The organism is Campylobacter sp. DY7 (assembly GCF_057802535.1).
Genome location: NZ_JBYJAU010000007.1, coordinates 12,775 through 29,960 on the forward strand (window position 1 = coordinate 12,775; position 17,186 = coordinate 29,960).

The following is a 17,186-nucleotide window of genomic DNA, read 5'->3' on the forward strand; positions in this document are numbered from 1 at the left end:
AAAAATTGCTTAGGAAATAAATTTCAGCTTAAAGTTTTAATTAAAAAATGCGTAAAATCACGAAATATCAAATAAATAAGATTATTTTTTTTAAAATCTAAATAGAAATATTTTACCTTAAAAAATGCTTAAATAGTGCTAGAATGCCGATTTTATGGGACTTTGTCATTTTTTTTTTTTTTTTTTTTTTTTTTTTTTTTTTTTTTTTGAAAATTTAGAAAATTTGAATTTTTTTAAATTCAATAAAGAAGTAATATTCAAATTAAAATTTAAATTTGAATTTATATATTTATATTTAATATTAAAATAAAATATACAAGGGTAGCTTAAAGTTTGCTTAAACGAAAGAAAAAACAAAAAAAGGTGCGAAAAGCCTTATTTAAAGGTCGTTTCGCTCTCCTTGATTGTCTGTCTTTCTAAGGTGATATTGCGATTTAGCCACATTTTCGGCTGTTTTTGATTTTTTGACATTAATGTCGGCTTGTTTTTCTTGTAACATTAGTTGTTGCATAGCTTGATTAAAGTCTGCATTTGGGTCTTGCTGTGCGTTTTGCCCCATTTGTTCCGTGTAATTTTGTATGATATTTGACACCTTGCGATAAATTGGGTCGCTAACATCTCCCATCATAAAAGGCATTATTTGTAAAATTAAATCAGGATAAGTTCCACTAAGAGTTTTAAATACTTCGCTCCACGCTGCGATTTTTCTCTCACTTGCTTCACTATCAGCTCTTGTAGTTAGCTGTATATCGTATCTATCAAACGATATAGCATTATTCATTTTAGGTTTTCCGTTTTCATAAATTACTACGCCGTTTTCTTGAACGGCTTCATTTATTGTCTGATAGTAAATCTCGTAATTTTCTTTATCTACAAGTCTGAAAACCTGCTCCGTATCAAAATAATGCTGAATATAATCAAGCATAATTCTTGCCATATTTTTTTGCAAGGCTATCGTGCTTTGCATATAAAGTTCAAGGCTAATCACCCCTGCACGATTACGCTGCATTACGGTTTCTGTGCTTACACGAGTATTTGTAAAGCCTAACATCTCGCTATTAAAACCTACAAGAAACTGAGCTGTATTTCTCTTCTCATTTACTTTTGCAGCTATTTGGCTTATTTCTTGAGCTTGATTATCCACACGGATTTTATTGCCTGATAATGCTCCATCTCTTACAGGCAAGATTACATTATCCATACTAGCCCCACGCTCAAACTCTTCAGGGTCATCTACAGCACTTTTTTCATAAAAAACCTTAGTGCTATTTAGCATATTTGCCATTCTGTTTTCAGCGTAGTTTATAAAATCAAGCACTGGCTTAAGAGTTCTTAAAAAGCCATAGAAATTGTTTTTTTCATCTATGTTAAATTTTTGCACCACATAAGGTGTTTTATTAAAGCTTAAAACATTTTTTTCACTCTTGAGTATTGTTTCGTTATTCCAAAAGACCCTATGCCAAAAATCGTTTTCTTTATACCAAGTTTCCACCACACGGACAAACTCACTTCCGTAGCTATTCGTTATCACACAGCTAGGAGTAATTTTGCCCTTAAAAAGCTTTTTAGCTTCATCAAGGCTAATTAGCTGTATATGATGAAAATATCTGCTATCTTTTGCATTGTATTCTTTGCTATAAGGGTCAATGTAAAATGTTTTTGGGTCAATGCGTTTTATGTGAAGTTCTTTGTTAGGTTCGCCCCATTTGTTTTTGGTTTTACTAGCTATGCACCATATCTTAGCGATTGCCACCCCATTTGCTAAATCTAAAAAAAGCTTTTTGCTTTCTTTTTGCCATTCATAATCAAACAAGCTCTCTAAAATATTGCTAAGCAAAATCGCTAAGTCTTTATTCCTTTCTTGCGTAGGCAATACTTGTATATCTAATTGTTCTTGATTTTTATATCCAAGCACTTTATTTACAAGCATTGCGAATATGTTTTCGCTTTGCGGGGGCTGTCCTCTTTCTTTAAGTATTGATAAGACTTCATCGCTGAGTTGATTATTGTGATAATATTCACAACTTTGCTCGTATTCTTTACGCTCAGCATATTTCATCTCTTTTGCTTCTTTAAACATTTTTTTGAGTTTATCTAGGTTCATTTTAAGCCTTTTAATCTTTTTTAAAAGATTAACCAAAACTAAAAACTCATTTTAGTGCCATAAATCGCCCCATTTAAAAAAAATATTTTTGTTTTTTATGATTAGTTGGCTTTAAAATAAATTAGCTAATTTTTAAAAGAATTGATTATTTGCATAGCTAGGGGTAATGATTAAGGTGGGCAAAGTAGCCCCCTATGATTTTGCAATTTTTCACTTCTAGCACTTAGCACGATTTGAACTTTTTTGATTTTTGTTTTGTTTGAAAATTTTCGTTTTTGATTTTCTGAATTTGAGCTAAAAATTAGTATAAAAATGCTTATTTGCTTATGTAGTCGTAGTTTTAGCAATATTAAAAATATTATTGTGCTAAAAATTGTGTTAAATTGTGCTAAAAAATCCTAATTTTTTCAAAAATATTTCAAAGTTTTAAATATTAAATATTTTTTAAACAATGAAAAAGCAAAAGAGCAAAAATAATTTTTAGAAAAATTAGAATTTTTAAAAAAATCATACACAATTGTCTAAAAACCTAGCAAAAATCGGCGAAAACATCTATTTTTAAAGATAAAAAACCCAAAAAATAAAAATTTTTCCTTTCGGTGGGGGGGGCGGCGAATTTTTAAAAAGTTTAAAAAAATCTAGTGGGGTGAGCTTATAAAATATGCTTTTAAATTAACAAAAAGCTATCTAAAATCGTTTTAAATATAAAAGTAGTATCTTAGTATGTTTTTGTAAAGATTTTTGATTTTAAGCGTAATTTTGAGAGATTTTAAGAAAGTTGTGAAACTGCACGGCGAGTTTCACGATTGTTTTCTCTTTAAGCTAAAGCTAAGCCGTGCAAGTTTATAATATTTTTAGCGAATTTTTAAAAGGTGTTTTACTTAAAGTTCTTTAGGGCTTTAAGTAAAACTATTAGTAAAGTAATTAAAACGATTAGTTCTAACACTTAACTATCCTTTCTACCGCAAAAACCCAACTACTGATATCCTTTATTCTCAATAGTTTTAGCTTTAATAAATGCTTAAAGGTAACGATATTTTACCAATTTTTCCTTAAAATAAATTTAAATTTTTATAAAATTAATCGTTTATTAACTTTAGTATGGTATGTGATTTTTTTTAAGTGGGGTGGCGAATTCAAATTATTAAAATTAAAGAATTTGAATTCGGAATTAGGATTATTTTTTATCAAACGCAAAAGCTTGTGAAAAAGCATTTTTTATATTGTCTAGCAACAATGCTTTTTCATAATTATCTAGCCAAGATTTTACCCATTCAGGCGTTGTTTTATTGCTTCTGCTCCAACCATAAACACCATCTTTAGTAAGTCCTGTTAGTTCTGCAAACTCACTAACGCTTAAGCCTAAATGTTTTATTCTCTCATTAAATTCTTTTCCTGTCATATTTACTCCTTTTTTTGATTACAAGCATTATGTTAGCATATATTTGTAAAAAAAACAATATTTTTTGTAAAAAATTTAATAATTTAAGTTTAAATTAAGCTTAATGCGTTACTATTCACTTAATTTGTTAATAAAACTAAAAAATTAGTAATTTTAACAAATATATATTAAAGAAAGGAGATTGTCAAATGCCGTAAAAAACAAAAAAAGATTTTAAAACTGATAAAGAAAACGAGTTGCTTTAAAAAGCCAAAAAAATAAAAACAAAAGGATAAAAAATGATAGATTTAAATATGAGTTTAGAAGACTTCTTAAACGAAGTTGCAAAGGTTATAGTTAGCGAGTTAAAAGATAAAGATTTTAATAGTTTAAGCTTAGAAGCACAAATGCTCTTAATTGCTTATAAGCAAGATAAATTCAGTGCTTATGATTTCCAAGAAAAGCACAATATATTGCTAAAACACATTTTGTTTAGAGAGCAAATTTCAGAAGATGAATTTATCAAGCTATATGATGATGAAAGGTTTTTAGAAGAGATAAGCACTCTTTCTAAAAACTCAAGCTTAAAAGAGATTTTAATATCTCATTGCAAAAGGCTTTTTGCTTAAGAGCCTTTTAGCCCTTGTTCCGAGCAAGGGCTTTTATTTTAAGCAAAAATTATAAATAAAAGGATAAAAAATGATTTTTCAAGCAATAGCAAAAGAAATAACCTTAATAGAAAACGAGATTGTTATAAGATATTTAAACAAAGATAAGATTTTTATAAACATAATTGACAAGCAAATAGCTTTATATCTACACGAAAAAATACAAGATGAAGATATAAACGAATTTAGCATAAAAACAATAAGCGATATAGAAAAACAAGAACTTATTAAAATAACACAATCAAAAAACAACGCAAAGTGCTTTTACGCAAACTTTAGCGAAAAACAAAGAGCCGAAGATGTAGTAAAAGCATTGTGTGAATTTGCAGGGCTTTTAAGGGTTAAAATCTTTAACAAAAGGAATGCGAGATGAATTATCTAACATTCTTAAAGTTGATAAAAAACAATGAGTTCTTAGCTAAACTCATCGCTCATAAGAGCCAAGCAAAAACGAAAAAAATTAGATTTAATAAATACAATTATATTATTTTTTAAAGGGGATAAAATGAAATTTGCGTATTTAAATAAGACAATTTGTTTTACAAGTAGCGAAGCTAATATTTTTAATATTTTAGGCTATTTTGATAAAATCATTAAAGAATTAGATAAAAATAATATCCATAAAAAAAGAAAAATATTCTTAGATTTTACAAAAACTTTAAGAAGTAAAAGCTATGATGAAATATTAAAAATACTTGAAGAAAGCTTTAGTTGTAAAATAAAAATTATTTAATATTTTTGATAATGCTTATTAATTAGCATTATCAAAATCAATTCTTTTTACATAAAATCACTCACTTTACTATCAGCAAAAATATCAATATTTATTCTATTATTAAACAATAAATCCTTTAAATTTTGCTTTATTTCATATAAATAATCAGCTTCTAAATGATAATCATTAAACATAGTTCTATCTACATAATCATAAATGAACTCATCTATTCTTTTTGTAACTTTATCATCATACCAATTTAATTTTTCTAAACTTCTCATATTTTTTAACTTAGTTTTAGCACCTTTTAACTTATCAGCTTTTACAAAATCTAAAAATTTAAGCATTACTTCATCTTTTTTATTTTCGCTAATTTTAATCGCAGGTATTAGCTTTTTATTAGCTGCATATTTTATTAACTCATCATCGCTTAATTTAGGTAAAAGTGCTGCATTTATATACGCTCCATCGCCGTTTTTAAATAAAACAACATCAATTAATCTTGTTAATTCTTTTACAATTGTATCAACTGAATAAGAGTTTGATACGACTTGTTTTAACTCTTTAGTTAGCTCTAATTTATCGCTAAAATCTCTAGTATTTTTATTCTTGATTACGCTATCTAAAAATTCATCATCTAAATTAGCATTTCCAAACCTTGCAAGAGTTTTTAATATCTCTTTTTTATCTTCGTAATCAAGGCTTTTTTTAATATCAATTCTATTATTTAGTGGATTTGCTCTAAACTCTGCAATTTGTTTTTTAAGTAGCATAACATTAAGCTCTTTTACGCTCAAATTATCTTCTTTAGCAATATTTACAAGCTCATCTTTGCTTTTGTTAGCTAAATCATTTTTTAAAGTCTTTGGCTCTTCTCTAGTTCTAAATTTATTAAATAAATCATTAGCGATTTTCTCTTTTAATTCTTCGTTATTCGCTATCTTGCCAAAAAACTTTTGATTTTCAAAATATAAATCAGCTAATGCTTCATCTAAAAATTCATTAAAAGCTAATCTTGCATTATTTTTATCTACATAATTCACGATATTTAAAAAATATTCACGCTCTTTTAAATGTTTCTCAAGCATAGCCAAACTCTCATCATCGCTTAGATTTTTAGTTTCATTCATAATAGGCTTAATTTCTTGCTTTATTTCTTCTTTTATAGGCTCATTAAACGCTTGTTCTTTTGCTGCTTTTACTTGTCTTTCAATCTCTTGCTTAAGCTCTGCGATTTCATTGTTTAGCTTTATGATTTTTTCATCATCATTAAATACTTGCACTTTATATTCTTTTGCTTCGTTGATTTTTTTAAGTGCATTGTATTTTATTTCTCCTTGCTCTTTTACTATATCATCAAGCTTAGCAAAACTATTTTTTAATCTTTGCAAAATATTTGTATTATCATCTAAACTAAACTCTTTTACTAAGTCTAGTCTTGTATCAACTCCATCAATTTTATCATATATAAAAAGCTCATATTTATTAAAGCCTTTTCGTTGATAATTTACATAAACTCCATCATAGCTTAATAAAAAATCGTGTGAGTGTTGATTAGTCCTTAAATGCTCTTTTATAAGCTTATTTGTATTAGCATTCTTAGGATATTCTTTACCACCGATTATTACATTCTCACTTTCTTTAATATCAAGGCTTTTTATTAGTTTTTGCGTTTTATTTGCTTTGCTAAAAAGTGCTTGATTTTTGCTTAACATTTGCTCGTTATTAGTATTTGCAGCTTCAATTGCAGCCTTACTCTCTACTAATGCAGCTCTTTGTTTCATTAGCTCGTGCATTTTAGTTGCTAATTTATTTCCATTTGCTAGATTTGACATAGTTTCAAATGGTATATCTCCTGCGAAATTTTCAGCACTATTTAAATTGCTATCTTTTGCAAAAAAGGTTCTTGATATATTTTGCTTATGCTTTAATATATCATAAACTTTAGCGTCAAAACTTTCTTTCAATACATAGTTATAGCTTTTTACACTAAAATTATCATAGATTTGATTTAGCTCATTTCCTTGTCGCTCAGCTCTACCTAACGCTTGCATATAATCAGCTGCGTTCCACGGAGCATCTATGTTATGTAATGCTACGATACGCTTTTGCACATTCACTCCAGCTCCAAGTTTTTGCCTACTGCCTATTAAGACACGGATTTCGCCATCTTGCATTTTTTGTAAAGCTTTTGCTATTTCTTCATTTCTTTTGTTTTCATTTGTGATTTTGTCAAAATCTCTAATATTTATAATCTCGCTTTCTTTAAACTCACCACTTTTGATAAGCTTTTGTCTTATCTCATCTTGCATAGCATTTGATTTATCTAAAAATACTATTTGAGTTCCTTTGTCTTTCTCCCACTCTTTAGCCGTGCTAATTATATTTTTTACTGCTGTATTGATTTTGCTATTTTCATCATCTAGCGTTCCACCATTAAGCCTTATATCAATACTATCATTCATTCTTGCTGCGTTTAATTCTCCATTAGCTGCAAGTTTTCTAGTATATATTTTATCGCTTGAAAATCTGCCTTCGTATTTTTCATTAAGTCTATTTTCTTCATACATTTTTTTATAATGTTCTAATCCTGCAAGTGCGTGGTCTTTGCCGTTTTGTAAGTCATCGTGAAAACTAGCATATAATCTATTTCTAGCTTTATGCTCAGCCGTTGGCTCTATTGCCACTTCTATATGTTCAATGTTAGGTGCTAAGCGTCTTAGTTTATCGTGAGCTATTAAATCGCCATTTTTAGCTCTTTCTTGCCAAAACTCTTTTAATTCTTTATTACTCATATAATCCATTACATTAAAAAGCATATTTTTAAGAGTTTTTATATTTACAATATCAGTTATTCTAGTTGCTTCTACTAACTCATTTTTCGCATTAGGCTCTAGCACTGTTTCAACTTTAGCAAAAGCATTTACAAAATCATCTAGCGAATGTATATTATATTCGCCAAGCAGCTCAGGTTTTAGCATTCTCATATATGAGTAAAGCTCTGTTATGCTATTACTTAAAGGCGTTCCTGTTGCAAAAACGATATGTTTATCATTATCTCTTAAAAAGCTAGTTTTTATATACATATCATAAGCTATTTCGCTGCTATCATTTGCACCAAGTCCTTTTAAGTTTTTAAAACTTGAATAAAAGCTCATATTCTTAAACTTATGTGCTTCATCTACAAAAAGTGCATCTATGCCTAAATCATCAAAAAACACATTATCTTTTTCATTATTTGCGATTTCGAGTCTATTTTTTAACTTAGCTTCGGCATTTTCCATTCTTAATTGCAAGTTCTTTATATTTATATTTTCATTATCTCTTTTTTTAATTCGCTCAATTGTATCTTTTAGCTCTTGTATTTCATTTTTTATAAAATTAGCTTCATATTCAGCATTGATTTTTATATTTTTAAAATTATCGTGGCTTATGATACATACATCAAAATCATTATATTTCATCATATTAAGAGTTCTTAAGCGATTTGCTTTATCAAACTTATCTATCATTAAGATTTTGCTATTTGGATATAAAAACTTAAACTCATTAGCAAATTGACCTACGACTGCTTTTGGAGTTATTATCATACTTCTATTTGCTTTGCCAACTTCTTTTAATTTCATTACGCTACTTGCAATACTCATAGTTTTACCAAGTCCCATCTCGTGAGCTATGAAAGTTGCTTTATTATCAAGCACTCTTGCAACTGCATTTTTTTGGTGTTCGTATAAACTAATATCAGCATTCATTCCTTGTATGCTAATATGTGAGTTTTCATAAGATTTATTTATCTTAGCATTTAGCTTATATACACTATCTTCAATCTCTGTGGCATAATTACTTCTTACAAATTTATCAAACTTAAGCTTAATATCGCTTATTATCCCTTTTAATGCCTGTGTGCCTTTATCGCTAACTACTAGCTCTTTGTTTATGTATTTTTGTGCTATTACTTGTTTATTATTTAAAATAATATCAGCAAAATCGCTAATATCATAAGTTTTATATAAATCATCTACTACTAATTTATGCTCTCCAAGCTCACTAAAAACTACATCAATCTTGCTCGTATTTGGCTCTTTTATAATTTCTTTTATATTAGCTTTATATGTATCGCTAAAAAAGTCTTTTATATATTTTTCTTTTATGATATTTGAACTCATAGAAAAGCTAATATCATCTATTTTAATTCGCTCAGGCAAGGCGTTTTCTAGTTTTTCAAGTGTTTTTAATTGATATTCATCTAATGTTTTAGCATTTTTAAAATCTGCTATTTTTTCTAGCAAATCACCACTTAAAAGCTCATTTGTATCAATTAATTCGCCATTATGATTTTTAAGCACCAATTCTTTATCTAAAAGCTCTTTTTCAATCTCTTCAATACTAAATCTATTATCTAGCAACTCTCCTATGCTTTTTGAATAAAAAGCATAGTTTTTGTTTTGATTATAATAAAATGCTTCTACTATTGTTTCAGGCTTACTTTCTGCTCTTATAGGATTAAATACTCTTTTATGAAAAATATCATTTTTATAGTATTTTTTTGTTTTTTCATCATAGCCAATTAATGCTTTTAGCTCATAAGCATAAGCGTCGTTTTCAAGTCCGTATCTAAGTGCGTGTGAGTTAAATATATTATCATTTTTTAGCTTTTTTGCTAAAACATCATAATCGTGATTTAGTTTAGTTCTAAGTAGATTTATAGTATCTAATTTAGCCTCGCTTAACTCTGCTTCTCTTAAAGAATTTAATGTAGTTCTTAAAGCTTTTATTTGTGGATAAAGTTCAATGAATTTTTTATAAGCTGCTTTTCTTGTTTTATCAAGTTCATTTATATTTATTTCTTCATCGTTAAAATATACTTTATTATCTTTTACATATACTTCACCTTGCCTTACTTCATCAGCGTTTTTATTATAATATTCTCTAGCTTTTAGTAGTGGTTGGTCTAATTCTTTGTTTATGATAGGATTTTTTTCATATTCATAGATTTTAATATCATCTAAATTAATCTTTATATCATCATTTGCGTGAGCTTTATCTAATACACCACCACTAAAATAGTCTTCAAGCTTACCATATTGATTTGTTTTTTGCGATTTTGTTGCACCTAAGAGATTTTGTGGGTATTTTTCATAAAAATTATTTAGCATATCATCTATATTTTGCCCTGTGCCTTTTTTAAAAAAGATAATATCAGTATTTACTTCGGTGTCTTTAAAAGCTTTATTTGGCACTTTTAACATAGTAATAAAATCAGCGTTTTTGTATAAAAACTCTTTCATAGCATTATCCATATTATCAACGAATGAATGAGTTATTACCATACCTAGCGTTCCACCATCGTTTAAATCATCTATCATCTTTTTAACAAAAGCATTATGTATATTTAGCTCTTCGTTTTTATAAAAGGTCTTTATATTGCCATAAGGTGGATTTGCAAGTATAAAATTAGCCTTAGCACTTGTTTTTATATAATCATCGTTTATTAATTTTGATGATGGGAAAAGTTGCTTTGTAAATCTTGCGATGAGTGGATTTAATTCTACTAGATTAAAGCTATATTCACTTTTTCCCCTTACAAATGCACCAAGCCCAACGCTAGGCTCAAGGATTAAATCGCCTTTGCTTAAGCCTTGTTTTTTCATTATTTCATACATATTATTTACAATTGCAGTAGGGGTAAAATACGCATCTAGCGTAGCTCTTTTTAAGCTTTCTATTTCATCATCACTTAAAAACTCTTTTAATTCTTTTAGATATTTACTATCTTCACTAAATACTTTTTGTGCGTCTTTACCAAACCCACTAAAACTAGCTAACAATCTTTGCTCTTCTTCATTAGCAATTCTTCCTGTGTTTTCAAGCTCTTTTAATAATTTTAAGCTTTGTATATTTGTATTAATATTTGCTTTATCAATACTACCATTGTAGTTTTTAGTAGCTTCACTTAAACTTCTTTGTTCTTTAGCTTCTTTTATGCTCTCATTTAATACCTTTTCATCGCTTAAATCTTTAACTACTTTTTCTTTAGCTTTTTTGTTAGCTAGATGGTCTATTACTTCCCTTTTTTCTAGCTTAACACCTGTGATAATATTCTCTTCGCTTCTTGCATATTGTTGTCGTATTCTTCTATCTCGTTCAGGTCTATTAGTATCAGTAATCGTTCTAAATCGCTCATTACCATTCTCCTGTAATTCTCCTGTTCTTGTGTGTGTTGTGGTGGGTAAATCTCTTGTGTTATCACTTGCCAATTCTGTGTTATCGTATCTAGTATTATCCAAAGTTTTTTCTGCATTAAGGCTATTAGCATTTCGTTGCTCTGATAATCTAGCCAAGTCGGTATCAGGTGATTGCTTAGATACTGTATCTGCCAATCGTTCATCTTGATTTTCTCGTATTCTAGTATCTGTCTTAAAAGGCTCTCTTCTTGTATCCCCCAAAGCTCTACCGTTAGGCTCTGTTGTTCTTCCTTCGGTTGTGATAATATCACTTCCCTTAATGCCATTATCTTGCGATAATTCGTTAAATCCACCATCTCCACTGAATTTAACACCTTTTGAATTTGTTCTATCATCTAAATAACTCCTTTTATAAAATTCTTCTTCATTATCGTTTATTTTATTTACATATTTCTTAAAATCCATCTTAAAAGTTTCATTATTTGCACCTAAACTACCTAACTCATCAAATGGTTTTAAAGTCATTTTATTAGCTTCTTCTTTAGTGTAGCCTGCATCCATCAAATCAGCTTTGCCTGAATTAGGTGTAACATTATCTAAATATATTTCACGCTCTTTTACTTTTCTTGGTGTTCCTTTTTCGCTCTCTTTTATTATTTCATCTTTAATATCCACCATTTTTTGAGTATCATCTACCATCTCTTTTAAAATACTTGCATAGGCTAATTTGCTATCTTTTGCCAAGTTATAGCTCATTCTTAGGTAGTCGTTAAAATCATTTATGCTTTTAGAATGTTTAATGCCTTGCAGGATATGATATTGAAACGACGCTTTTTTACCACTATCAGTCCAAAACATATATTTTTTTAAGCTCTGCATAAAAAGATTTGAAAGCATTGTAAAAAATCTTGTTATTACATTTTGGCTAATACCTTGTGATAATTGCTCGGTAGCATCTTTACCAATAGCTTTTAAAATTTTTATATCATTTGCAAAAAACTTAGAATATGTATCAATTAACTCCACCATATCTTTGCTAGTTTGCGATAAAAAGTTATATCCTTTTAAACCATCTGCGATTTTGCCATAATCATAACTTACAATTTCGCTTAATCTTTGTGTATGGATTTTCTTATTAATATTTCTTTCTATTATAGAAAACTCTATTTTTGCCCTTTCACTATCGCTTAGTTTTGATATAAACCTATGGAAATAATTTTCGCCTGTTTCATTTCTAATATCATCTTTTAATAATTTTTCATAAGCATTTAAAAAGGTGTTATTATCTAACAATCTTTTATCTAAGGTTTCTTGTAAGCCTATCGTATCATCTAACAAAACTGATTTATAGAAGTGATAATCATCATTTACGGCTCTAAATTCTTTTGCTAATTCTTTATGTCCGTTCTTTTCAAGCTTTTCTAAATAATCATATATTTTACTATCTAAAATATCTTTTAAAGCTTTATAATCTTTCTTTAAAGCACCTTTGTTTGTATTTGAATAATAATAGCTATAAAGTTCTTTTCTAATCTCTATTAGCTCATTAGCATTAAAGCTTTTTAAATTGTGCTTATCATCAAAAACGATATTTTCAAATCCCCTGAAAAACTTTTCTCTTTTTTGCCTATTTGTTAAATGTGCGATATTTGTATCACTTTCTAAAAAATTATTTAATAGCTTTGAAAATTCTTTTATATCAACTTTATGATTTTCATTTTTGTCAATTTTCTTTATTTTTTCATAGATATTTGCATAGTTATTTTTAATCTCATCAATATTTTTAAATATGATTTTACTTATTTCTTCTTCACTTACATTATCTTTTATTTGTCCCATAAAATTATGAAAAGCTCTTGTGTGAGCTCCTATTATATTTTTTTCTAAAAGTGGTGCGTAGCTTATGTTTTTCTGCACTGCTTCTATTAAGTTATCTGCACCTTGTTCGCTAACTAATGCCTTTAATAGCATTTCTTTTTGTGATTTTGTAATCTCTTCTTGAGCGAAACGATTAGCTATTACTCCTACTACTTTATCTGCAAATTTTTCTCTTACTTCGTGATTATGTTTTATTTCACTTAAATCAGCAAATTTATATTTTTCATTTGCATTAAGTAATACTTCATATACATCATCTTCTATTTGCAAACCTTTAGTGTAATTTTCTGCTGCTCCAATACCTTGACCACCTATAAATTTACTCGCTCGTTTTTTTGTATTAGCAGGTATTATTTTACCTACGGTCATACCAAAACCTTTTGAAATTAGTTTTGGTGTATTTAACACCCCTAAAGCACCTACATCAGCAACTGCAGAAAAAATAGCTGCTTCTTTTGCTTTTTTTAATGCTTCATCCCAATTACTATCTACACCTAATTCATTAACATTTTTATAATAATCAGCTATAGAGCCACCACTAGCGGCTAAAGCAGCCGCTGTGATTGAGCCTGCTAATTCTGCAGCTAAAGTTGAGCCAAGCCTTGCTCCTAAAGTATTTTTAGCAATAATTCCGCCACCTAAAGCACCTGCAGCAGTTAAGGTTGTTTCAAATGGTGCAGCTTTTAAATCAGACCATATGCTATTGCTATCTCCAAGAAATATCTTTTTGCCTGTAATGTTATCAATCGCATAATAATTTTTACCATCTTGAATAATTTGGCTATTGTAGTTTTTGTTAAAATATGAATTAACTTGAGCTTTTACTACAGCAGCCTTATCTAACAATTCAGCTTTATCTTCATTATCTCCTATTGTTGCTTTTATAATGTCTGAATAGTCGGTATATAAATGATTAGTCTTTGCTGCTATATCGTTAAACTTATTATCAACTTCACTTAAAGCCAACATTCTATCTAATATAAAATTATCAAGGGGCTTGATTTTTTCTTGTTTTAGAGCTTGATTTTCAATGTAATCAAAATAAGCTTCTGAATTAAAGTCATTTTTATCTATTTTATAATGATTAAATAAGCCATCATCTTCTAAATCTTGCATACCTTGATTTGTAAAATCATTTATTTGTTTTACTACATTATTTGTATATGTAACAATATCTTCTCCTTTATTAAACTGCTTATAATTTTTAACTAATTTATTTATAAAACTATTACTTTTTATGTTGGTATTTTGCTTAATCTCATTGGTATAAAAATCAAATTCTTCTCTTTCTTTGCTACTTATATCATTAATATAATCTATAGTATTGCTTTGGTTGTCTTTTGCTATTTCATCTAAAGTTTTTATTTCGTTTATGTTGTTGGGTATCATAGGTTTATTATTAAGTGATTGTCCTATTTCTTGCATAGGTGTTTGAGCTTGTTTTATCTCTTGTTTTTGCTCTTGCATAGGTGTTTGCAAAAACTCATTATCGCTTGTATTTATATCAGCGATTATGTTTTCTACTTGTTTTGCTGCAATATTGTCAATCGCTTTGCTTTTTGCCTTAGATTTTTCATCTATTAAGCTTTTAAACTCTGCGTCTTCATTATATAATTTTTGAAATTCTTCATAAGTCATCAAAACTCCTTTTAATTAAATTAAAAAGAGTTTAGCGTTTTGCAAAATCTCAATTTGGTGCTATAATTTTTGCAAAAGGAGTAAAAATGAATGCAATTATAGAAAGAGATGAAAACGGATATTATGCTTATGTTCCAAGCTTACAAGGTTGTGTTTCGGAGGGCGATACTTACGAAGAAGCACTAGAAAACATAAAAGAAGCAACCGAACTATATTTAGAGAGCTTAAGTAATGATGAGAGATTAAAGCTTTTAAATGCTTTTGTTTCAATAGTTCCTTTGCAAGTTGGTAAATATGCCTGAATTACCAGTGCTAACTGCTAAAGAATGTGAAAAATTGCTTTTAGAAAACGGCTTTATTTTTGATAGACAAAAAGGTAGTCATAAAATATATTATAAAGATAATTTAAGAATGGTTTTACCTTTTCATAGTGGTAAGACTTTACACCCAAAAATAATAAAGCAAGTTTTAGAACTTATAAAATAATCAATATTCTAAAGCTTCTTTTATACTTAAGGCAATTTCTTTTATGAGTGGCACTACTACGCTATTTCCTGCTGCTATATAAAGCTGTGTTTTAGATATATCTTGTGGGTAGATAAAATCACTCGGATAGCCTTGCAACTTAAAGCATTCTTTAGGAGTTAATACTCTAATTCTATCATCGCCTGTCTTTATTAATGGTATTTTTCCACCACCTTTACCCATACTAGCCATCAAGCACGGGCATACATTATCAACGCTACATCTAACATCTTTATAAGCAATGGTATATATTTTACCTTTTTGAATATCTTTTATTAGCTCGTATTTTGCGTAATCTTTGTTTTTATAGTATTTTTCATCTACTAAAACATTAAAGTCTACAAACTCATTTATTCTTTTAGTTAAAGGCACTTTTTCTAAAGGCCTGTATCTTTTATGAGCTTTTTCATCTTTAAATCCGATTATAAATATTCTTTCTCTATTTTGTGGGATATTTGCATATTCTTTAGCATTATAAATATTTATATGTAAGCGATAGCCTAGCTCTTCTAAAGTCTTTTTTATAGTATCAAGCGTTTTACCCTTATCGTGATTTACTAAACCTTTTACATTTTCAAGCATAAAAGCTTTTGGATTTTTAAGCTTTATCATTCTAGCTAATTCAAAAAAGCAATTACCATTAACTTTATCACTAAATCCAAGCTTAAGCCCTGCTACGCTAAAGCTTTGACAAGGAAAACCACCTACAATCACATCGCAATCGGGAATATTCTCTACATCTTTTATATCTTTAATATCTACTTTGTGTTTAAAATTTGCTTCGTATATTTTAGCTACTAGTGGGTTTATCTCGTTTGCATAAATTATATTAAATCCTGCTTGTTTAAATCCTAATTCTATACCACCACTACCTGCAAAAAATCCTGCAACTTTTAGCATTTACTATCCTTTTTGTTTTAAAGATAGCGTTTTGCAAAATCTCATTTTAGTGCCATAAATTTTAAGCTTTTTTGATTTTTAAACTTTTTCAAGTAACTTGTAAAAGTTTAACGAAAAATTAAAGCCCAATTTAGTGCCATAAAAATTTTAATCATTAATTAAAGTTTTTTTGGTTTAATTACAAAAATGTAAGGTTTATTAAGGGAGTAGTGATATCGCATTAAGCGATATTTTTTAGAAGGTGTTTTGTTTGCCTTATAATGTAATGTTTAGTAGAATTAAATTATGAAAGTAGATATAATATTAAAATCATTAGCCCTTTCGCTTCTATTATGTAGTAGTTCTTTAGATGCTGAAAAGATACACGAAGTAACTAAGGTTAATGTTTGTAAAAGTGATGATGAATGTTTTGTTTTGTTAAATCAATACAAAGAAGCTTGTAATCGTTTGGAGCAGTGTTTTTTTGATTTGTTAAAAATAGGACACATTGAAAGCGATTTAAAAGATGATGCACAGGCTTGTATAGAGCAAATAAACAAAACTTTAAAATTATTTGCAGAAGATATTGTAGTAAATGATGAGTTTTCAAAAATAGATTTAAAAGCAAAATCTTTATTAATAGCTACAAAAAATTCATTAGAAACAAGATTAGATAAAGACTTGTTTGATTTTGTAGGCGATATTAATTACAAAATGGCTAAAAGTAAAGATTTTGATATTATAGAATATGCAAAAGGCTTAGTTAATGCCTAATTCTATATCAGTTGGTCGTGGAAAAATAGCCTTAACAGAATTATTTAAAAAATATTTTAAAGAAAAGAATAAAAGCAATTTAGATTTTATAAAGAACGCTTTATGTAGTGGTGCTTTAGTAAGCTATGATGATATAAACAATTATTGTGGTTCTAGCGAATGTAAGCACAACGATATCAATGAGGCTTTTGCTGTTTTATTTAATTATGACTTAATAGGTATTACAAATCTTATTAGTAAAGTTAAAAAATATCATAATTCTAGTGTAGAAGATTTAGAAACTTGCTTAGCTTATTTTAATTAAAGTGGTTATTTCCAAAATGGAAAACACCACTTTTACACCTTTAGTTATCAAGTATTACTTGATAACTCAAAAACCCTATATACTAATGCTTTTAAGTATGTAAATATTATTTACATACTTAAACTTTAAAATATT

At 28.2% G+C, this 17,186-nt stretch carries 12 protein-coding genes; 8 read left to right on the forward strand and 4 right to left on the reverse strand.

The features are described 5' to 3' along the window. Positions 1 to 379 precede the first annotated feature (379 nt). On the reverse strand, positions 380 to 2,104 hold the full coding sequence (locus AC1B00_RS05725) for a portal protein (RefSeq protein ID WP_488848670.1): 1,725 nt from the start codon (positions 2,102 to 2,104) through the stop codon (positions 380 to 382). Between the two features lie 1,177 nt (positions 2,105 to 3,281). Further along, positions 3,282 to 3,506, reverse strand: a complete 225-nt coding sequence (locus AC1B00_RS05730) for a helix-turn-helix domain-containing protein (protein WP_336612021.1) — start codon at positions 3,504 to 3,506, stop codon at positions 3,282 to 3,284. 278 nt (positions 3,507 to 3,784) lie between these two features. On the opposite strand from AC1B00_RS05730, the gene AC1B00_RS05735 reads away from it, so the two are divergent. The 4 genes from AC1B00_RS05735 to AC1B00_RS05750 all read left to right on the forward strand — a co-directional run bounded on the left by AC1B00_RS05735 (position 3,785) and on the right by AC1B00_RS05750 (position 4,886). Continuing rightward, complete coding sequence (locus AC1B00_RS05735) at positions 3,785 to 4,114, forward strand: hypothetical protein (RefSeq protein WP_488848671.1); 330 nt, start codon at positions 3,785 to 3,787, stop codon at positions 4,112 to 4,114. Positions 4,115 to 4,184: 70 nt separating this feature from the next. After that, positions 4,185 to 4,526 (forward strand): hypothetical protein, encoded by a 342-nt coding sequence (locus AC1B00_RS05740; protein WP_488848673.1) that lies wholly within the window; start codon positions 4,185 to 4,187, stop codon positions 4,524 to 4,526. Continuing rightward, on the forward strand, positions 4,523 to 4,648 hold the full coding sequence (locus AC1B00_RS05745; protein ID WP_488848675.1) for a hypothetical protein: 126 nt from the start codon (positions 4,523 to 4,525) through the stop codon (positions 4,646 to 4,648). Before AC1B00_RS05740 ends, AC1B00_RS05745 begins: the two co-directional genes overlap by 4 nt. 10 nt (positions 4,649 to 4,658) lie before the next feature. After that, entirely contained in the window at positions 4,659 to 4,886 is a 228-nt protein-coding gene (locus AC1B00_RS05750; protein ID WP_488848677.1) for a hypothetical protein, read from the forward strand. 47 nt (positions 4,887 to 4,933) lie between these two features. Here AC1B00_RS05750 and AC1B00_RS05755 read toward each other — a convergent pair whose 3' ends face one another. Continuing rightward, a complete protein-coding gene (locus AC1B00_RS05755) occupies positions 4,934 to 14,569 on the reverse strand; it encodes an SNF2-related protein (RefSeq protein ID WP_488848678.1) in 9,636 nt (3,211 codons plus the stop codon). Positions 14,570 to 14,655: 86 nt separating this feature from the next. Between AC1B00_RS05755 and AC1B00_RS05760 the strand changes: the two genes are divergently transcribed. After that, complete coding sequence (locus AC1B00_RS05760; protein ID WP_488848680.1) at positions 14,656 to 14,871, forward strand: type II toxin-antitoxin system HicB family antitoxin; 216 nt, start codon at positions 14,656 to 14,658, stop codon at positions 14,869 to 14,871. Then, positions 14,864 to 15,055 carry a type II toxin-antitoxin system HicA family toxin gene (locus tag AC1B00_RS05765; RefSeq protein WP_214149746.1) on the forward strand — a complete coding sequence of 64 codons (192 nt, stop codon included), beginning with the start codon at positions 14,864 to 14,866 and terminating at the stop codon, positions 15,053 to 15,055. Before AC1B00_RS05760 ends, AC1B00_RS05765 begins: the two co-directional genes overlap by 8 nt. Here AC1B00_RS05765 and dcm read toward each other — a convergent pair whose 3' ends face one another. Further along, entirely contained in the window at positions 15,056 to 15,994 is a 939-nt protein-coding gene (dcm, locus tag AC1B00_RS05770; protein WP_488848682.1) for a DNA (cytosine-5-)-methyltransferase, read from the reverse strand. Between the two features lie 285 nt (positions 15,995 to 16,279). On the opposite strand from dcm, the gene AC1B00_RS05775 reads away from it, so the two are divergent. Continuing rightward, entirely contained in the window at positions 16,280 to 16,747 is a 468-nt protein-coding gene (locus AC1B00_RS05775; protein ID WP_488848684.1) for a hypothetical protein, read from the forward strand. After that, entirely contained in the window at positions 16,740 to 17,051 is a 312-nt protein-coding gene (locus AC1B00_RS05780) for a hypothetical protein (protein WP_488848686.1), read from the forward strand. Before AC1B00_RS05775 ends, AC1B00_RS05780 begins: the two co-directional genes overlap by 8 nt. Positions 17,052 to 17,186: the final 135 nt, after the last annotated feature.